This window comes from Pseudomonas sp. QS1027, from assembly GCF_002814235.1.
Lineage (GTDB): Bacteria > Pseudomonadota > Gammaproteobacteria > Pseudomonadales > Pseudomonadaceae > Aquipseudomonas.
In genome coordinates this window covers 104344-123546 of sequence record NZ_PHSU01000031.1, presented here as the reverse complement: position 1 = coordinate 123546, position 19203 = coordinate 104344, and the positions used below count along the sequence as shown (strand labels likewise).

Annotated in this window: 11 protein-coding genes and 1 pseudogene; 8 read left to right on the top strand and 4 right to left on the bottom strand. The window is 61.2% G+C overall.

The genetic code is table 11. The features are described 5' to 3' along the window. The first annotated feature begins 509 nt into the window (after positions 1-509). Positions 510-6800, top strand: coding sequence for a TcdA/TcdB pore-forming domain-containing protein (locus tag CWE01_RS25890; RefSeq protein WP_177410514.1), 6291 nt, complete (start codon positions 510-512; stop codon positions 6798-6800). A gap of 101 nt (positions 6801-6901) precedes the next feature. Beyond that, complete coding sequence (locus tag CWE01_RS25885; RefSeq protein WP_100943385.1) at positions 6902-7246, top strand: hypothetical protein; 345 nt, start codon at positions 6902-6904, stop codon at positions 7244-7246. Between the two features lie 2 nt (positions 7247-7248). On the opposite strand, the gene CWE01_RS25880 is transcribed toward CWE01_RS25885, so the two are convergent. Beyond that, on the bottom strand, positions 7249-8355 hold the full coding sequence (locus tag CWE01_RS25880; protein WP_100943384.1) for a GNAT family N-acetyltransferase/peptidase C39 family protein: 1107 nt from the start codon (positions 8353-8355) through the stop codon (positions 7249-7251). A gap of 92 nt (positions 8356-8447) precedes the next feature. Here CWE01_RS25880 and CWE01_RS25875 point away from each other — a divergent pair, with 92 nt between their 5' ends. Next, positions 8448-10034, top strand: coding sequence for a RimK family protein (locus CWE01_RS25875; RefSeq protein WP_100943383.1), 1587 nt, complete (start codon positions 8448-8450; stop codon positions 10032-10034). Between the two features lie 199 nt (positions 10035-10233). After that, positions 10234-11253 (top strand): annotated as a pseudogene (ilvA, locus tag CWE01_RS25870) (threonine ammonia-lyase, biosynthetic); the annotation flags it as partial. 38 nt (positions 11254-11291) lie between these two features. Here ilvA and eco read toward each other — a convergent pair. Then, positions 11292-11771, bottom strand: coding sequence for a serine protease inhibitor ecotin (gene eco, locus CWE01_RS25865; protein WP_100943381.1), 480 nt, complete (start codon positions 11769-11771; stop codon positions 11292-11294). A 436-nt stretch (positions 11772-12207) separates the two neighbouring features. Between eco and CWE01_RS25860 the strand changes: the two genes are divergently transcribed. Further along, positions 12208-12477 (top strand): DUF1652 domain-containing protein, encoded by a 270-nt coding sequence (locus CWE01_RS25860; RefSeq protein ID WP_100943380.1) that lies wholly within the window; start codon positions 12208-12210, stop codon positions 12475-12477. A gap of 163 nt (positions 12478-12640) precedes the next feature. Then, positions 12641-14287, top strand: coding sequence for a phosphoglucomutase (alpha-D-glucose-1,6-bisphosphate-dependent) (gene pgm / locus CWE01_RS25855; protein ID WP_100943379.1), 1647 nt, complete (start codon positions 12641-12643; stop codon positions 14285-14287). Between the two features lie 158 nt (positions 14288-14445). Here the strand turns inward: pgm and CWE01_RS25850 are convergent, their stop codons facing one another. After that, positions 14446-15144: a pirin family protein gene (locus CWE01_RS25850; RefSeq protein ID WP_100943378.1), complete on the bottom strand. Its 699-nt coding sequence runs from the start codon at positions 15142-15144 to the stop codon at positions 14446-14448. A 271-nt stretch (positions 15145-15415) separates the two neighbouring features. On the opposite strand from CWE01_RS25850, the gene CWE01_RS25845 reads away from it, so the two are divergent. Beyond that, positions 15416-17881, top strand: coding sequence for a UvrD-helicase domain-containing protein (locus CWE01_RS25845; RefSeq protein ID WP_100943377.1), 2466 nt, complete (start codon positions 15416-15418; stop codon positions 17879-17881). A gap of 5 nt (positions 17882-17886) precedes the next feature. On the opposite strand, the gene CWE01_RS25840 is transcribed toward CWE01_RS25845, so the two are convergent. Next, a complete protein-coding gene (locus CWE01_RS25840; RefSeq protein WP_100943376.1) occupies positions 17887-18177 on the bottom strand; it encodes a DUF1652 domain-containing protein in 291 nt (96 codons plus the stop codon). Positions 18178-18346: 169 nt separating this feature from the next. On the opposite strand from CWE01_RS25840, the gene CWE01_RS25835 reads away from it, so the two are divergent. Further along, a complete protein-coding gene (locus tag CWE01_RS25835; RefSeq protein ID WP_100943375.1) occupies positions 18347-19162 on the top strand; it encodes a nuclear transport factor 2 family protein in 816 nt (271 codons plus the stop codon). The last annotated feature ends 41 nt before the right edge of the window (positions 19163-19203 follow it).

Genomic DNA, 19203 nt, shown 5'->3' with positions numbered 1-19203 from the left:
GACAGTTACATGGCTGTCGGCGGGTGTCTGTCTGCGACGGCCCGGCGCAGAGCTGTGCCATACATATGTACGACTTGAGACATAACGCTTCTCAGCACAATACGCCCCCCTAATTGAAATCATGATTCTGGAGGCGGTACATGGGTGTTGGAGCGGCTACAACCAGGGACGGTATTGATGGGAACGGGAGCAGCGGATCGAGGAAAAGACCCGGTTCGGCCGTCGGGAACGAGGGCGGACGCCCCAGGATCCAGGGGAATGAAGCCGGCGCCTCGACACACAGTAATGAACCGAGCCCATTCGGGGCCAACCTCGCTCTCTGGGGGCAATCGAAGCGCTACAACGAGGCCGCTGAAACCTTTGACAGCCAGGTCATCCTGGAACTCGGCGAGGTCCCGGGGACTGCCGACGCCATACGCTCGCTCGGACTGCAGCATCCCGACAAGCCCACCCTGTGGTTTCGGCTGAGCGGGCAGGATTTTGCACGGGTGCTTGGCGATCCCGAACACATGAACGGGTATGCCCGCATCCTGGTCCTCGGCGTGGCGGGTGCCCAAGGGGTCTTGAGCGGCTATACGCCGGCCCAGGTGGAAAGCCGGATCAGCGAGTTCCGTGGCTGGCTGCGTGATCGCTATCACTACGGTAGTTATGGCTTGAAAGGTTCTATTTACGAGGACTATCTGACCACTGTCTCGAACTGGAACACCCGGCATCCCGCTTACCCGGTGACCGGCATGGGGCGTGGCGGCAAACGTGATCCCGATTTCTGGCGCAAGGTGAAAGAGCGCCTGCGCGATAGCAGTGGAACACGGGCGGAAAAGGTCCGGGCGCTCAGCCAGATGGACCTGCGGATTGATCTGCGTGGCCTGCCTTTTTTCAGCATGCCGGGCAGTGTGGCGACCGAACTGGAGCAGGTGGATGGCGCGCTGATTTCCGATATCCTTCACCGCCAGTCAGAGGGTATCCCTGCACCTGTGGTCACCCGCGTGATAGAACCCATGGCCGGCTCGGGGGTTTATTCGAACTGGGCCAGGGCGCTGGGGTTCAAGGGCAAAATCATCGTCAACGATATCAATCCCTTGATCGCGGTGACCCAGAGCGAGGTGGTCAGCCATCCGCAGGGCGTCGTCAGGGGTGTCCAGGAGATCAAGTCCGATCTCCTGGCGATCGGCCGCCAACATGGCTTTGATTTCGACGACAACCTGTCCATGAGCTTTGAGCGTGTCTTTCCGGATGACGTCCCTTTACCCAAAAAAGAGGAGGAAAGAGCAAGAAGGCGGGAAAAGCTCAAGGCGTTTGTCAGGCAGGATCGGGCGGACAATCTTCGTCAGGCGGTAAAGGATTATTTTGAAGACAGTCTGGCTGAATTGATCTCGCTGAAAGATGGCAAGATGATTGTTGATGAGCCGGCCGTGCCGAAAATTGGCCAATTAACCGCCAGGACACGTATCGCCGCGTTGTTTTATGTCATGCAGAACGCGGCCAAACATACGAGTACGGTCACCATCAACGAGGTCCCCTCGGTAGGGTACAGATTACACTTGCCTCTGTCCTTGCTGACGGCGGAGGAACATTACAGAGTCAATTTTCTTCCTTTGATCACCAATGAAAGAAAGTTGTTTTTTATCAGTCGGCTCCACGGCGGGAATCTCGACAGCACCGAGTTCCTGAACGGTGACGGTTGGGAGTTGTTTGCGCGCGCCGATCTGGGGCCAGGCGATTTGATCCTGCTCAGCGGGCATTTCAGTGACAGCTATCTGAGCGTCGAAGGGTTTTATGAGAAAGTCGATCTTTATGTGGCGCGAGCGGTTGAAAAGGGCGCGCAGGTCCTGATTATCAATGACTTCAGTGACGCCAAGGAACAGGGTTTCAAACAGCGTGGTTACCAGGTTTCGCGGCATGCGCGATTGAATAACAATAAAAGATCCTATCTGTTGGCGTTGCGCAATGTTGTCGCGGCCTCCAGTGCCCCCGAGGCATTAAACAACCGTCTTCGCGATTTTGTGGTTGCGATGCATGATATCGAGAAACGGGTCGGTTTTATTCCAGGTGAATTATTGGTTGGCTGGAGTGACGAGGATTATTACGACCCCGAGGCGGTCCAGAGGGCGAATGCCGAGCAGTGGGCGGCGTCAGCCTCTGAGGAGGAGGACAGAGAGCCTCTTTCGCAAGATGACAGCGTGCTGAACCGGGACGAAGTCGGCGAGTGGGATCTGTCGGCGCTGGCCGCGTCCAATGAAGGCGAGGGCACCAGCCGGTTTGACTATCAGTTGATTATCCAACTTGAAGACAACCGGACGGTCAGGCAGGCGGCGATTGATCTGGCCGGTAAACACCCTTCGGATTCATTGCTGCTCCAGCTCGACGTCGCGGGCCAGTTGCGCTTTACCGCAGGCCAGGACGCAGTGCTGGCGCGTATCGGCCAGTTGAACCGGCAGGGGAAAAATCACTGGCGTTTGCAAGTGGTAGGTCATGGCCGTGATGATGCCGCCGGACAGCGGACCCTGGCGGGGTACTTGCCGTCCGAATTGGTGCAAACCCTCAAACAGTTTCTGGACAACCCGCTGCGGCCCGGGCAGGCGCGCACTGTCGCGCCGGAACATATCAGCCTGGTGGGATGTGCGCTGGTGGATAACGAGCCGACAGAAACCAGCAGCTATATACAGGCCTTTGTACACGCCCTGGATCGGGAAAAACTCTCCGTACGTTCTGTCGCGGCCCATTCGGCGAAGATTATCGTCACCCCGCAGGGCGGCAAACGGGGCGTCACTCTCACGGACACCAAGATGGTTCTGCGTCGTAGCGGCGATGCCTGGATGGCGATGGTCGCGCCAGGAAAAACCGGGTATGACGAAAGCCTGCTGCTGACGGAGACGCTGGATGAAAAACTGGCTCAGTTGGCACTGAAGAAGCAGCGGCTCGGCGTGGTGACGCGGGCGCAAGCGTTTCAGCAAGGCATGGTGCGATTGTACCGCGACAATGATTTGTCCGCGGGCGAATGGCTGCCGCTCTGGCACAGCCTGAAGCAGGAGGAGGCCGTCACGGGCGGCGAGTACCGGTTGGAGTTCGCGCGGATCGCGCATCCTGAGGAGCCTGCCCGGGTACTGCGTTTGTCGGACCGCCGCGTGGTTGAATTCATGCAGGACTACAACCGGCAACTGACCCGGGTCGCGCAGGCTCACAAGGGAGCGGGCGAGCCCTTGGCGGGCCAGGTCGAGGCGACCGAAGGGGAGGCCGCCGATGGGCTCAATGCCCTGTTTATGGTCCAGACCCTGTTCGCCTGGTTTGGCCACAAAAGTCGCACGGAGGTGGCCGGCGGCGAGTTGACGGGGGTATTGGGCTGCTCGCTGCAGGTGCACGGCTGGCTCAATACGGCGCAGATCGTCCATGGCACGGCCATGGACGTGGTGAAAGTCGTACAGCTGTTTCGGGCGGCGCAGGCGATCAGCAAGGGCAAGGCGTTTTTCAGTCAGGCGCAGTCCCTCAACATGATGGGGGCGCTCTCGAAACTCAATACCGGCGTTGGCCTGTTCTTGAATCTGGGGAGCGTGGTACTGGACGTCATCGAGTTGTCCCAGGCGCAGAATGAAGCCCAGCGTGCGGTCTTCGCTACCCAATTGGCCTTTGATAGCGCCGGACTGGCCCTCGGCGTGTTCAGTCTTGGCGCTTCGATGGCGGCGAATGCCGGTATCGTCGGTGCCGCCACCGCCTCGGGTTTTGCCGGCGCGCTGGCGGCCCCCATGGCGGGCCTGGGCATCGGCTTCACCGCCCTGGCCCAGGCATTCAGTGCCGTGGCCGAGGAAGCCGCCCAGGTGGGCAGCTATTTTGCCGGTCTCGATGCCGCCTATCGCCAGGGCGGCTATCGGCGCGTGGAGCGCAAAAACAGCACCGATCATGGGGCGGATGCCCAGGCCCCCGGGCATGTCCTGATGGAATCCATTCCGGGCGCGGTGATCGACACACTGGATCTGCGTCGCCAGCAACTGACCCTGGGCAGCCAATACCTTTACCGCAACGACCCCAGGGGCTCGACCGGTTCCGGCAAGAGCAACTACTTCCTCTGGTGGCCAGGCCGCGGGGCGAACCTGGACAAGAACCAGGCGATCAATATTCGCGAAGGGATCGGTTATCGCCAGGCCCAGGTCAGCTTCGCCCCCGGCGATGCGATTCTGGTGCTGCCGATGACCGCGAAGTCGTATCTCAATTACGAATACATGATCCTGCCGTTTGCCACCAGTCGGCACGACTACGGCTTTGATGTGCTGCGCAGGCTTGAGGAAGACTATCGCTTCGACTTTGACTTCTACGCCTTCCCCGGGGAGCGGATTGTCCGGCGGATTGTGCCTGAGTACGTGGAGACGCCGGTCAGGGTGTTATTGGACGCGCAGGACCGTGACATCCTGGTGCCCGCGCTGCCGGATATCCTGCAGGGCAAACTGTCTTATCAACTGGAGGGCGAGGGCGGCCATTACCGTCTCAGCCTGCTGGACGGCGTGTCGATTTCCCTGGGTGGCACGGCGAACAGCCGTTGGACACTGGATGTCCGGCAACTGAAGGAGGCCACGACCCACCTCAACGGCAATCAACTGCAGGTGGGTAGCCTGGCGATAACGCTGGCGGAGAACTGTGGCGAGGTTTCGCTGATCAACGCCAGTGGCGATCTGTTTTCCGTCGACCGGGAGAAGCAGCAACTGAACCTGTCGGAAGCCGATGGCAGCGGATTTATGGACTGGCAGGCGCTGCATGCGCATCTCAAGCAGTTGACCGGCGACTCACCCCACAGCCAGCCCTTCGTGACGGTTGAGCATTATCGCCCGGCCGGGCAGGACACCGGCAGGGCGTTCTATCAGGTGAGCCAGGACCGTTTTATCTACACCGACTATCCGCGGGCCAGTGAATTTCTCGGCCAGGCACTGTTGGGCGGCATCGTCGAAGACAAGGCCTGGTTCTACCGGGGCGCGGATGTCTGGCAGGTGGCGATTGCCACGGGGAAAGTGCTTGTCCAGTACCGGCCGCGGACCTTTGGCGGAACCATCACCCACAGCCACCTGGTGCAACGCGATGGTCAACTGCTGCTGGCGATTGACGAGCTGTTGCCGGACTGCTCCGTCGAGCACATCTACCGGGTCGAAGAGGCCTCGCTGAAACTGCTGGCGATCCATCGGGCCGGGCAACTGTTCAACCCCGGCGAAAACAGCCTGGCGCTGCTATCGGCCGCTGCACACTGGCGTGATCCGCTGCAACGGATGACCGAGCGGCAAGTCAGCGCCACCTGCGCGCAAGTGGTGACCTGCGCCGCCAGCCAGGGGCCGACGACGGAGCGCCAGTGGCTGGTTTTCAACAGCGAGTACCTGCTGCCCCGTGTGGTGCGGGCCAACCTGGGCTCGGCCTTGCCGCGGGACCTTTCGCTGGTCGGTTCGACGGGCGGGGACAAGCCCGGTTTCTACTTTTATGACCCCGACAAGCGGCGGGCTTACTTTCAATCCGATGAGGGCATGCCCGGGACGTTGGCCACGGCGGTGGCCCTCAGTGAGGTCAGTGCCGTCCGGGGCGACGATCAGTCACCGTGGCTGGCCCTGACGACGGAGGGGGGCGTATGGCTCTTGGACCGTGGAGCTGCGCGGCTGGCGGGGGTGGTTGCCCGTTGGCTGAGCCATCACCGGGAAGACCTGGCAGCGGAGCTGGGGCGGTTGGCCAGGGCTACGCCAGCGCGACTCGACAACCTGGTGTTATGGGGGCTGGGAGGCCTGGCGGGAAAAACCATCGGTGCCTGGTATGACTGTGCCGCGCAACGACTCGTGCAGGGCGGTGGCAATCTTGATGGACGGCATGCCCTGACCTATCTGGGATTGACGGCCGATGACCGTCATGCCTGGATTCTGGATGGCGAGAGCCAACAGCTCTATCGCCAGGCGCTGCTCCCGGCCGAGACCGAGTTGACCTTCGACGAGCAATTGCACCCGTCACCAGCGGCCCCCGATGCGTTGGCCTGGCAGGCGCCGCAGCGGTGGATCAGGGGGCAGCGCCAAGGGACCCGATTGCACCTGGAAAGCAGCGATGGCGTCATGGTCCTGCTGCCGGTGGCCGCCACCCTGACGGAGCGGGCGGTGCTGATTGCGCTGCGGATCAACGCGCATCAGGAGCTGGCGCAGGTCGGCGAGCGGATCGCGGTGTTGCGCAAGCACTACGACCTGCCCTCGGCCGTGCGACTGTTGACCGAGCCAGGTCAGGCCCCTGGCTGGTATCTGCCGGACAGCGCCGAGCTGCTGTGTGCCCCAGGTCCGCAGGCAGACCATCAGTTGACTTACCTGGGCAAGGCCGCAGGCCAGGCGGGCGGTTACATCCATGATGAAGACAGTGGGCAGTTGTGGTGCCTGGACAATCTGCAGGCGACGCCGGCAGGGCGCTACAGTTTTGTCCATTTGTCCGAAGGCAACCTGATCCTGCAGCTCGACGACAGCAGTCCGGCGTACGGCGAGCCGTTGCCGCTCCTGGAGGAGGCCGAGTGCCTGATGGTTTCCGGCCATAGCCATGGCGTGCATCACTACCCACTGGGTCGTGGGTTGCTGAGCCATTATCGACAGATCGTCATTGACGAGCAGAGCCGCGATGCGGTCATCAGTGCCGATTCCGAGCGTCTGGTGTTGCAACGCAGCGGCGAGGATCTGATGCTCTACGACAGTGATGTCCATACCAGCCTGCTGATCCCGGATATCGAGCAGGCGGCGCAACGCGGGACCAGATTGCAACTGGCACCCCAGGCGTTGAGTGGCCTGCTGGCGGGGTTGAGCCGGCAGTAAGGCGGTCGGCTGCGGCGCTGAATTCGAGGTGATCGCGGGTATATTATGGGGTGCGGCGTTGTCCAACCCCCATAACGAACTCACCCTTGAAGAGAGGCGTCATGAACAGACTTGTCTTCGCTCCGATAGCTTTGCTGGTTGTCGGGCTTCTGGTCGTTGCCCTTCCTGCCGAAGGTGCTCCCCAGGGCGCGCCGCAGTTGCTGACGCAAAACCTGCCCAACAGCGACAACCCCTACAACAGCCCGATTCGTCGCGCCAACCCCAACAGTCGCCAGGGCTCGGTGTCCAGCGCACCGCCCTTGCGCGGTCCGAGTACGCTACCGACTCAGCGGCCCTCGACCATCGAAAACGGTGCTATCCAGAACGGCTACCCGCGTGATCAGTCAGCACCAATGGCGGTGCCGATCAGTCCGGGCACCCGCAGCGATCCGAATGCGCAACGCTGAGTTCATTGTTCCAGGCGTCGATAGACAATCACTGCGGCCCGAAGCTTGCTGCTGCCGAAAGCACTCATCTTGTCGAACTCGGCATGGCTGACCGGCAGATGCTGGCAGTCCAGCGGCTGGCGATGCTGGCTATGATCCACATCCGGGTCGTGCAGGTAGACGAATTCCTCATCGCAGTCGGTGACGATCACCCAATGCGGCGCCTTGGAGCGGGTCAGGCGGTAGCTGCTGATCAGCACCAGCGGCTGGCCAGCAGCAGCCAGCAGGCGTGGCAGGTCCAGCGGGCCGCCGAATACCTGCTCGACATCGGTTGACGCCAACTCGCTTTCAAAACCCTCGTGGACCAGGCGCATGACATCTTTTTTATGCTCGTTGCGCACGCCGTTGAGCAGCAGCGGACCCCTTATGCTCACTTGCAGGCGCACCGCGAAACCCCGGCGCCAAGCGGCCAATGCCAGGCCCTGGGGGCTACAACCGCCATGGCCGGAGGTCATGAATACCGTGGTCGCCTCGCGCCAGATCTGCACCTCTTCCCGCCGCGAGGTGCTGCGCCCCGGCTGCAACGCGCCCATGGCCATCAGCAGGCAGGCCGGTCCGCAGGTGAACTCGGTGGTCTGGGCGTAGTAGGGGACATGCAGGTCGCGGCTGTCACGGTGTTCGAGAATGCGTTTTTCCAGGCGCAGGGCGTCGGCATGGTCCTCGTAGTAATCGCTGATGCGCCCGAAGCGGCGATAACCGTTGCGTTCGTAAAGGGCAATGGCGGCGGCGTTGTCGCTGCGCACTTCCAGGCGCAGGTAGGCGCAGTCATGTTCCAGGGCGCAGGCTTCGCTGCGTTGCAGCAGTGTCTTGCCCAGCCCGGTGCCGCGGGCATGGGGAGCGATGGCGATGGAGTACAGGCGCGCCAGGGAGGTGCCGCGATGAAACAGCACCAGGGCATAACCGGCCAGTCGACCGTCAGCTTGCTGGGCGACCATCAGTTGCGCATGGGCGCGGCTGACCATCCACTGGAAGCTGCGCGCGGTCAGCCGGTCGGTGGTGAAACAGTGCTCTTCCAGCTCCAGCAAGGCGGGCAAATCATCGGTCGTGGCAACGCGAAAGACAAGATCCATATAACCACCGTAAAAGTTGTGTAACGAAACGGGACTTTCAAAAAACTTCGTGCTTAATAGGAAGTGTCTTGTTTTCCATGGGGTCGGTTTTTATGTCAGCGGTACAAGGTCATTGGCGCGAAGTATCCGAGCAAACTGCACTGACAGCAATAACCACGACAAGTATTTTGTCAAGTTCAACGAGTCCCGGCAGTCAGTTGGTTATTATCGTGGAGCGCAAGGAAGACTGGGCCTCTTATTTTCCCAGCGAAGACATTGTCACGGCCCAGGAATACCTTGAGCAGACCCGGGGCAACGAGCCCGGCAAGCGCGTGCAGGTGATCAACCTGTGCCGCAGCTACAAGTACCTGGGCCACGGTTATTACTGCTCGCTGCTGGCCGAAGCGCGGGGGCACAAGGTCATTCCGTCGGTACGCACGATCAGCGAATTGACTCGCAAGGCGCTGTACGGCCTGGCCCTGGATGATCTTGATAAAACCCTCGATAAAGCCTTGGGAGATCAACTTTACCAAGGCACCGAAGGTTTTACCCTGACCTTGTATTTTGGCAGTACGGTGATCGAGCCGTTACAGGATCTGGCGCGTCAGTTATTTGAAGTATTCCCCTGTCCGATATTGTTGGTCGAGTTTAAAAAGACCAACGCCTGGCATATCGAAGGGGTCAAGTCGGGAACCCTGCACAAGTTACGCGAAGATCAGGAAGATCACTTCGCCCAGTCCCTGGACAGTTTCAGTCGCAAGATCTGGCGTGTGCCCCGTTCGCGACGGTTGGCCCGTTATGACCTGGCGGTCCTGCATGATCCCCAGGAGGCGCTGCCGCCGTCCAATGCCAAGGCCCTGGAGAACTTTATCCGGGTCGGCAAGGGCCTGGGCATCGATGTCGAATTGATCGAGAAAAAGGATTATTCGCGCATCGCCGAGTACGACGCCTTGCTGATCCGCGAGACCACCAGCGTCGACAACCACACCTATCGCTTCGCCAAGAAAGCCGAAAGCGAAGGCCTGGTGGTGATGGATGACCCGACCTCGATCCTGCGTTGTACCAACAAGGTCTACCTGACCGACCTGCTCAAGAGCCACAAGCTGGGCATGCCCGCCACCGAGATTCTCTACAAGGAGCGACCGGAAGATTTCGAACGGGTCGGTGACCGGCTGGGCTTTCCCCTGGTGCTGAAAATCCCCGACGGTTGTTTCTCCCGAGGCGTGATCAAGGTCGAAAGCCAGCAGGCGTTGCTGGAGGCCACCGCCGAGTTGTTCGAACACTCGGTCCTGTTGCTGGCCCAGGAGTTCTTCTACACCGAATACGACTGGCGCATCGGTGTCCTCAATCGCAAACCGATCTTTGCCTGCCAGTACTTCATGTCCAAGGGCCATTGGCAGATCTACAACCACAAGGCCAAGGGCCAGGACATCAACGGCGAATGCCGCACCCTGGCGGTTCACGAAGCGCCGCGGGCGGTGGTGGAGCTGGCGGTGAAGACCGCCAACCTGATCGGCGACGGTCTCTACGGCGTCGACCTCAAGCAGTCCGGCGACAAGGTGGTGGTGATCGAGGTCAACGACAACCCGAACATGGACGCCGGCATCGAGGACGCCTATCTGCAGGATGACCTGTACGGCCTGGTGCTCGAGGAGTTTGTCCGGCGCCTGGAGCTCAAGCGCCGTGGCCAGGCTTGGTAATCGATGCATCCGGGCATTGACTTGGCCGTGGTGCCCGGATAACGTCGACACATGACTTCCGTACAGCGTTTTTCTCAGCCAAGCATTATTACCGCCATTCCTTATCTGGCGGGCTGACCTGTATCTGTTACCCAAACCCGCCTCCGAGGCGGGTTTTTTGTTTCTGTCTCCGAGGCCAACCGATCACCCGGAGACCGCCATGCCCAGCACCGCTACCCTCAGCCAGGAACCTGCCACCCGTACCGACCTGCTTGGCGACTATGTGCGCAAGATCCTCGCCGCGCCGGTCTACGACCTGGCGATCCGGACGCCGCTGCAAGTGGCCCCGGCGCTGTCCCTGGCCCTGGGCAATCAGATCCTGCTCAAGCGCGAGGACCTGCAACCGACGTTCTCCTTCAAGATCCGTGGCGCCTACAACAAGCTGGTCCAGCTCAGCGAGGCCCAGCGCCGCTGCGGTGTGGTCACGGCCTCGGCGGGCAATCACGCCCAGGGTGTGGCCCTGGCGGCCCGGACCCTGGGGATCCAGGCAACCATCGTCATGCCCACCAGCACGCCGGAGCTGAAAGTGCAGGGCGTGCGCAGCCGTGAGGCCACGGCGGTGCTGCACGGGGAGAGTTTTCCGTTTGCCCTGGCCCATGCCCTGCAACTGGCCGAGGAGCGTGGCTACACCTTCGTCTCGCCGTTCGACGACCCGGATGTGATCGCCGGACAGGGCACCGTGGCCATGGAGTTGCTCAACCAGCACCCCGGGCCGCTGGATGCGATCTTCGTTCCGGTCGGTGGCGGTGGGTTGATCGCCGGCATCGCCGCCTATGTCAAATACCTGCGGCCGGAGGTGCGCATCATCGGCGTGGAGTCGGAACACTCCAATTGCCTGCAGGCGGCGCTAAGGGCGGGGGAGCGGGTGGTGTTGCCCAAGGTCGGGACTTTTGCCGACGGCGTGGCCGTGGCGCAGATCGGCGCGTGCGGTTTTGAAGTCTGCCGCGAGTACGTCGATGAGGTCATCACCGTCAGCAACGACCAGCTGTGCAGCGCGATCAAGGACATCTATGACGATACCCGCTCCATCACCGAACCTTCCGGTGCGCTGGCGGTGGCGGGCATCAAGCAGTACGTGGCGGCGCATGGGCTGCGCGGCCAGACCCTGGTGGCGATCAACTCGGGAGCCAACATCAACTTCGACAGCCTGCGCCATGTCGCCGAGCGCGCGGCCCTGGGCTCTGTATGAAAAGCCGGGGCCGCGTGAACCTGGGCGGCTTATTCGGGGCTGGCGGGCTTGATCAGCTTGGACGGCGTCCAGATCCGATAACGGATCTCGAGGTCATCGGGCGCGTAGATCACCAGGGGCAGCTTGCTGTTGTAACGCAGCATGTAGCCTTCGCCGATCACCGGGACAAAGTCTTTTTTCGCCTTGCTGCCGGGCGGGCAGGCCATCAGGGTGGACATCGGCCCGGTGACTTTCTCCAGGCGGTAATAGGAGTAGCTCCAGCCCTCGAGGTTTTTCTCGTCCAGGTTGCCGCCCAGGCGCTTCGTGTTGCAGTCGACGGGCATGACCTTGCCGGCGATGATCTCGACCCGGTGGTCGGAGTCCTTGGTCATCTTCGGCACGCGAATGACCGAACGGGTGAACCCGTCTTCGGCCTTGGGGAACGGCGCCAGGTCTGCTTTGTCGGCGGCAAACGCGCCAGTGGTGGTTAGCGCCAGCAGGAAGGTTGCGGCGATCGTCGTCGAATTCATGAGCTCTCGTTGCCCTGTCATGAGGGGGACTCCCTCGTTTGTTGGATGCGGTGGCGGTACGGCGCCGACTGACACTGACGCTGGATGCCGGTCCAGGCCAGGGGCGTTTGTCACGATACCGGCAAACGGCATGATCCTAGAAGGCATTTGATGCATTTTGCACGGGCGCACGGGCCGATTAACGCCTTATTAGCACCTTAACTCATTGATTTTCCATCAAACAATTATTCATCTTGTTTCGGCATGTTGAGTGCATGTTCATTGTGTCGGATTGTCGGACGAATAACCTTAACGAGTGGTGTGAAAAAGCCTAATCTAAAAGTCGGTGTCGTCCTCCAAGGTTGGATCGGGCGCCCGCCTGAAACGCAGATGTGAATGGCTAACCCTGGCTATTCTGCCAAAGACCTGGCCGTCTCACATAAAGGAGAGAGTCGCCATGCAAGTATTGTCCACGTTGGAATTACGCAACATTATCGAGAGCAGTTTCCTGCCCACGCGCTGCCAATGCAGCCTGGGGGCGGATGAGTCGTTGACGGTCAGAGTCTTCGACCGAAAATCCGAACGGATCGACCTTATGGTCACCGGCATCCAGGCTTCGAAGCTTGACAGCAGTCGGGCCATTTCCGACTTGATTGCAGGACTGCGCTATGACCTGAAAAATCATCAGGTCGCCGCCGCTGGCGAAATGAAAGCACGGGCGCGCTAACGCGCCGCATCATTTGCGCCGATCAAGAGACGCGCTTCCTTCCCGGGGGAGCGCGTCTCCCATGGAAAATCTTCGCGGCAACGGATAGAACCCTTAACGTCAGTGTCGAACTGCCAGTAAACTGCGCGTCTTCCCCCGTACCCCCCATTTCCAGAGGTTTTGCATGACACTCAGTCCTTTTGCGGGCAAGCCGGCACCGGCACAGTTGCTGGTTGATATCCCGCGACTGGTATCGGCCTATTACACCGGCCAGCCCGATGCGGCGATCTCCACCCAGCGTGTAGCCTTCGGCACCTCCGGGCATCGTGGCACTTCGTTCGAGCTGAGTTTCAACGAATGGCATGTCCTGGCCATCAGCCAGGCCATCTGCCTTTACCGCCAGGCCCAGGGGATCGACGGTCCGCTGTTTGTCGGCATCGACACCCACGCCCTGTCCACGCCGGCCGGCGCCAGTGCGCTGGAAGTGTTCGCCGCCAATGGCGTGGAAACCATGATCGCCGCCGACGACGAGTACACGCCGACGCCCGCGGTGTCCCATGCGATCATCTGCTACAACCGCGGCCGCACCGCGGGCCTGGCGGACGGCGTGGTCATCACCCCGTCCCATAACCCGCCGGAAAGTGGCGGCTTCAAGTACAACCCGCCCAATGGCGGTCCGGCCGATACCCATGTCACCAAGTGGATCGAGGCCAAGGCCAACGAGCTGCTCGGTAACCGCCTGGCCGGTGTGAAGCGTGTGAGTTATGAGCAAGCGCTCAAGGCCAGTACGACCCATCGCCATGACTATCTCAATACCTATGTGGCCGATCTGATCAATGTCATCGACCTGGATGCCATCCGTTCCTCCGATCTGCGCCTGGGCGTGGACCCGCTGGGTGGGGCCGGGGTGCGTTACTGGTCGGCGATTGCCGAGCACTATCGGCTGAACCTGGAAGTGGTCAACACCGAGGTCGACCCGACCTTCCGCTTCATGTGCGTGGACTGGGACGGCAAGATCCGCATGGACCCGTCCTCCAGCTATGCGATGCAAGGCCTGATCGGTTTGAAAGAGCGTTTCGACGTGGCTTTTGCCTGCGACCCGGACCATGACCGCCACGGCATCGTTACCCCGTCCGGCGGCCTGTTGGCGCCGAACAACTACCTGGCGGTGTCCATCGACTACCTGTTCCAGAACCGTCCACAGTGGCGCGCCGATGCGGCCGTGGGCAAGACCGTGGTCAGCAGCGGCCTGATCGATCGGGTCGCGGCCCGTCTGGGACGACGCCTGTACGAAGTGCCGGTGGGCTTCAAGTGGTTCGCCGACGGCTTGTTCGATGGCTCCCTCGGCTTTGGTGGCGAGGAGAGTGCGGGCGCGTCGTTCCTGCGCAAGGACGGCAGCGTCTGGACCACCGACAAGGACGGTTTGATCCCTGCCTTGCTGGCAGCGGAAATGACCTCGCGCACCGGTCGTGACCCGAGCCAGATCTATCGTGGCCTGACCGATGAGCTGGGCGAACCGTTCTCCGTGCGCGTCGATGCCAAGGCGACCCCGGCGCAGAAGGCGCTGCTGAGCAAGCTGGCGCCGGAACAGGTGATCTCCACGCAACTGGCGGGCGAGGCGATCCAGCGCATCCTCAGTCATGCACCGGGCAATGACCAAGCCATTGGCGGGTTGAAGGTGATGACCGAGAACGGCTGGTTCGCCGCGCGTCCTTCGGGCACCGAGGACATCTACAAGATCTACGCCGAGAGCTTTATCGGTGACGATCACCTCAAGCGCCTGGTGGAAGAAGCCCAGGTGCTGGTGGATGGGGCGATTTCGCCGAGCTGAACACGGTTTCTGTAGGGGCCGGGTTGCTGGCGATAGCGGTGGTGAATGCTACATCGCTATCGCTGGCAAGCCAGCTCACAGTTGATTGCGTTTGCAGCGTAAAAAAGGGGTGAACGACGATTGTCGTTCACCCCTTTTTGGTTTTTCCGATCAGCGAATCAGGCCAGGTCCACCAGGATGATTTCGCTGTCCTGCACGGCGGTCACCCGCAGCACCTGCTCATCGGCCACCGCAACCCCGTCACGGGCTTCGGCACGCAGGCCATTGACCTCGATCACCCCCGTGGCCGGCACCAGGTAGGCCCGACGACCGCTGTCCAGGTGATACTCGGCACTTTCTCCAGCCTTCAGGTTGGCCGCCACCAGACGGGCGTCGGCGCGAATCCGCAGGCTCTGGTCGTCGCCGGTCTTGCCGCTGGCCAGGGTGACGAAGCCTTCGCCACGTTCGCCCTTGGGAAACGGCTTGGCGCCCCAGGACGGTGCCGAACCGGCTTCGTTGGGAATGACCCAGATCTGGAAGATCTTGGTCGGCGTCGACTCCAGGTTGTACTCGCTGTGGGCGATCCCGGTCCCGGCACTCATGACCTGGACATCACCGGCTTCGGTGCGGCCCTTGTTGCCAAGGTTGTCTTCGTGGCTGATGGCGCCTTCACGGACATAGGTGATGATTTCCATGTCCCGGTGCGGGTGCTTCGGAAAGCCGGTGCCGGGTGCGATCACGTCGTCGTTCCAGACCCGCAGGTTGCCCCAGTTCATGCGTTGCGGGTCATGGTATTCGGCGAACGAAAAGTGGTGGTGCGCATCCAGCCAGCCATGATGAGCGCCGCCCAGGGTCTTGAAGGGTCGAAGTTGCAGCATGAGTCTTCTCCTGTTCAGGTTCGTCATGGGCCGGCAGGAGCCGGGGCAGGACGGTAACCGGTGGTTGATGGCAGCGATCATCTATTAAATCGATATCGATAAAAAGCGTAAAAAATGCCTTAAATCAATCGATTTGTTCGATAATTAAAGTTCTCTCCGGACTTTCAATTCGTCGCCTAAATGGCTGATCGACAAGCAATTGACTAGAACTCGGGGCGTAATGGAGCGACCATAGGCCTTTCGCCCAGACCGTCGCCTACCTGGAGTCAGCGTGCCATCACCGACACCCGAACCGCCTGCCGAACTTTCCTCCCTGGCTCAATTGCCCCTGTTCAAGCGCTTGCTGGCCAAGTTGCTGGGCGGCGGGCTGAGTCGCTTGCGCGCCCAGCACGTGGCGTCCTGGTTGCAGGGCCAGGCCGACGGCTTTCGCAGTGGCCATGGCGCGGGCCTCGAGTACGGTTACGACGAAGGGCGGCGCGACGGCCTGGAAGAGGGGCGCCAGGTCCTGCTGATCCGCGATACGCGGCCATCGGAGCACCGCGCGCCCGGGGTCGACGATAACCTGTTCGACGACTGGCGCCTGCCGTTGACGGCCGAGTTGAAGAAACGCATCAAGGCCGATGTGGCCCGGCTCCTGCCCGCCCAGTCGCAGCCCAGTGCGGCGCAATGGAAAATGATCTTCAGTGACACGCCCTCGACGTCGGTGATTGCGGGGGCCGGTGCGGGCAAGTCGACTTCGCTGGTGCTGCGCATCCTGCTGTTGACCCACTATCTGGGTTTCGAGCTGGACGCCATGACCGTGGTGACCTTTACCCGTGAGTCGCGCAAGGACTTCATGGCCAAGCTGGTGGAAGTCATGGGCCTCTGGGGGCACGTGCTCAGCCCCCGGGATGCCCGTGAGGTGGTGCGTACCTTCCATTCGCGGATTCTGCCCATGGTCCGCAGCCTGCCGGGCTTCGGCCAGTTGCAGGCGTTCGAGAACCTCAGTGAGCGTAGCCTGTTCGCCGAAGACGGCGCCGACAGCAACCCGTTCGACCTGCGGATCAACGACGCCCAGCGCCAGCAGCTGAATGCCTGCTATCAACGTTTGCATACCGATAACCCGCGTTTTCGCGAAGTGCTGGTGCCGCTCTACAAGCAGGCCTTGCAACTGCGCGAGCTGGATCAGGACCACCCGGATGTGCGCAAGCGCATGGCGGTCACCGAACTGGCATCCAAACGCGACGAGGAGCTGTGCGACACCCTGGAGGACCTGTGGTTTCGTGCGGGCGCCTGGCCGATTGCCGGGATTGAGCCTGACCGTGAGGTTATCGAGATCAATGGTTCGCCGTTCCATTGCCATGGTTACATTGCCGAGCTGGAGGCCTGGGTGGTGCTGGGCTTCGATCCGCGGGAAAGTCCGCAGATCAGCCGTCCAGGGGCCAAACTCACGGTACGCGCCGAATGGGCGGTGAAGCGCACCCTGTTTCAAGCTTTCTGTCGTAAACCATTGATATGGTTGGAAAACTATGAGTCAGCGAAATGCGTTTTAGCGTCCCTGGCAGGGAATGCTACCGCCGGTCCCGGCTTCGATTACAAGGTCAAGGGTGAACTGGCGTCCGCGCCACTGCTCGACTGTTTTGTGATGGCCGCCGGCTTTATCGAGAACCTCGGCCTGGATGTGCCGGCCGCCGTGGCGCGGATGAGTTTCGCCCAGGACGATCCGGACCGCTTCTTCTTCGAAGCCCTGAGCTTGTTCTGGAAGGCCCTGGAGAGCCATCTGCTGGCCCAGTCGCCACCGATCATGACTTATAACCGGATGTTCTCGCTGTTCGGCGAAAACACCCCGGAAAACCAGGCGCTGCTCAGCGACGAGTTGTTGCGTCCGTTGTCACACCTGATGATCGACGAGTTCCAGGACGTGTCACCGCAGATCGTTTCCTGGCTGCGGGCCAGCCTGCGGGAAATCCGTCGCCGTGGCCCGGCGATGCAGGTCGGCCGCGCGGCCCGGCATTCGTCGTTATTGTGCGTGGGCGATGACTGGCAGTCGATTTATGGCTGGCGGGGTAGCTCGCCCAAGTACTTTATGGAGTTCGGCAAACAGTTCCCGTCGCCGACGACCACCCGGGTCATGCTCAGCGACAACTATCGCAGCCATCAGCACATCATCGATGCGGCCGAGCACATCGTCCGCGCGGCACCGGCGATTGCCGGGAAGAAAGCCAAGGCCAGCGGCGAGCCCAAGGAGCTGTGGCCGGTCAATGTGCTGGATCGTGACGATGCCGGTTTGGCCAAGCGCTTGGAAGAACACTATCGCCGTGGCGAAAGTATCTTGATGTTGTTTCGAAAAAGTAGCGATAAGTTACTGATTAATGAGCATATTTCATCTGTAGTTAATGTTGATTCTAGCTTGCCTTTCGAGCAGCGCCGGCTCAAGCAACTGACCTACCACAGCGCCAAGGGCTTGCAGGCCGACGTGGTGTTCCTGCTGGGCGACTGCCTGCATCTGACCCGTTCGCCCTACAAGAACCAGGTCTACCGCATGGCCGGGCTCGGGGAGGATGGCGATGCCGAGGCCTACGACAAGGCGCAGAAGGACGAGATCCTGCGGTTGGCCTACGTCGGCATCACCCGGGCGGTGAAGCACTGCTACTGGTATCTGGACGGGCAGGACGGCCAGGCCGCGAATGGGCCGAAGGCCTCGGATCGGGTGGCGGGAGACAAGGCGTTTTTCGCCGACTTACGGGTCAAGCCGTAGGGCCGTCAGTTGACGGCCCGCAGCCCCATGGGCGGCACAAAGGCCTCGAGCTCATCCTCGACCGCCTCGATGATCCGCTCGACATCGGCGGCGTTCATCACCGTGGCGCAAGGAATGCCGGCGATGGCGATCAACGTTTCGCCACTGACCCGGTCGAACAGCCGGGCGACCATGCTGCCCGGCGCATCCATGCTGGCTTCGAAGCCCATGGGATGAAAATGCCAGCGCATCAGCTGGCAAGCGTTGGGGAAAGTCACCTTGCTGAAGACTTTACTCATGTTGCCCACCTGTTTCATTGAGCGCTTCCTTTTGCTCGCGGGTAGGAACGGCGGGACCTCATGGTCCCGCCAGCACAAGGCTTAAAAATAGCATCCGTTCAATGGACGCAGGAGAGTTTTTTCAAGCCGTTCGGCAATTGTTTTCGTGTAATTTGATCTATGTCTCTTATCTTGATTCGAGTGCGCCATGTCCGACGACGATGACGGCCCGCAGCAGACCCGGGCGACCGGCGAAACCGTTTTGCGTTACCACCTGTGCTGGAAACATCGCGACCTCGACGGGGTCATGGCGCTGTACCATCCCCAGATCCAGTACCACGACTTCTTTCAGAACCGTGTCCTCGGCCTTGCGGACTTGCGTGAATACGTGCGCCTGAGTATGCCGCGCGAATCAGACGAAGCCCTCGAGCACAGCGATCGCATCCGTCTGGATGGCAATACCGCTTTTATCCAGTACCAGATGACCCTGCGGGGCGGCGAGGGCCTGGTGTCGTTTCACTCCAGCGAGGCGATCACCGTTCGTGATGGCCTGATCTGGCGGGTCAATGAATACGCTTCCCTGGTGCGCGAACAGGCCGCCAGCACGACCACCGGCGGTAGGCGCGCGGCGACCAGTCGCCTGGGCCTGTCGCCACGGCAACTGAGCTTTATGGCCGACGACCTGCAGCAGTATTTCCAGCGTCAGCAAGCCTACCTGGACCCCGACCTGGACCTGCAACGGGTGGCCAGGGAGTGCGGCTACAGCCGCAATCAGATTTCCTATCTGCTCAACCAGGTGCTCGGCCAGAGTTTCTACCGTTACGTCAACCAGGCGCGTTTGCAGCATCTGCTGGCGGCGCTGGACAAGGCCGCGCCACCGGTACGCATCGATGAACTGGCGTTCGCCGCCGGGTTCAACTCCCTGTCGGCCTTCTACAAATGCTTTCGCGAGCACACTGGCCTGTCGCCCAAGGCCTATGCCAGGCAAATTTCTCTGCGTGCACGCGCGCACGACAGCCTCTGACGGCTGGCACTAGGATCGCCACCATCTGTTACGGGTGGTGG

What these genes read in the sequence shown, in the direction of transcription:
- CWE01_RS25890 (WP_177410514.1), top strand. Translation starts at nt 510, where the DNA reads ATGAACGGGTATGCCCGCATCCTGGTCCTCGGCGTGGCGGGTGCCCAA.
- CWE01_RS25885 (WP_100943385.1), top strand. Translation starts at nt 6,902, where the DNA reads ATGAACAGACTTGTCTTCGCTCCGATAGCTTTGCTGGTTGTCGGGCTT.
- CWE01_RS25880 (WP_100943384.1), bottom strand. Translation starts at nt 8,355, where the DNA reads ATGGATCTTGTCTTTCGCGTTGCCACGACCGATGATTTGCCCGCCTTG.
- CWE01_RS25875 (WP_100943383.1), top strand. Translation starts at nt 8,448, where the DNA reads ATGTCAGCGGTACAAGGTCATTGGCGCGAAGTATCCGAGCAAACTGCA.
- eco (WP_100943381.1), bottom strand. Translation starts at nt 11,771, where the DNA reads ATGAATTCGACGACGATCGCCGCAACCTTCCTGCTGGCGCTAACCACC.
- CWE01_RS25860 (WP_100943380.1), top strand. Translation starts at nt 12,208, where the DNA reads ATGCAAGTATTGTCCACGTTGGAATTACGCAACATTATCGAGAGCAGT.
- pgm (WP_100943379.1), top strand. Translation starts at nt 12,641, where the DNA reads ATGACACTCAGTCCTTTTGCGGGCAAGCCGGCACCGGCACAGTTGCTG.
- CWE01_RS25850 (WP_100943378.1), bottom strand. Translation starts at nt 15,144, where the DNA reads ATGCTGCAACTTCGACCCTTCAAGACCCTGGGCGGCGCTCATCATGGC.
- CWE01_RS25840 (WP_100943376.1), bottom strand. Translation starts at nt 18,177, where the DNA reads ATGAAACAGGTGGGCAACATGAGTAAAGTCTTCAGCAAGGTGACTTTC.
- CWE01_RS25835 (WP_100943375.1), top strand. Translation starts at nt 18,347, where the DNA reads ATGTCCGACGACGATGACGGCCCGCAGCAGACCCGGGCGACCGGCGAA.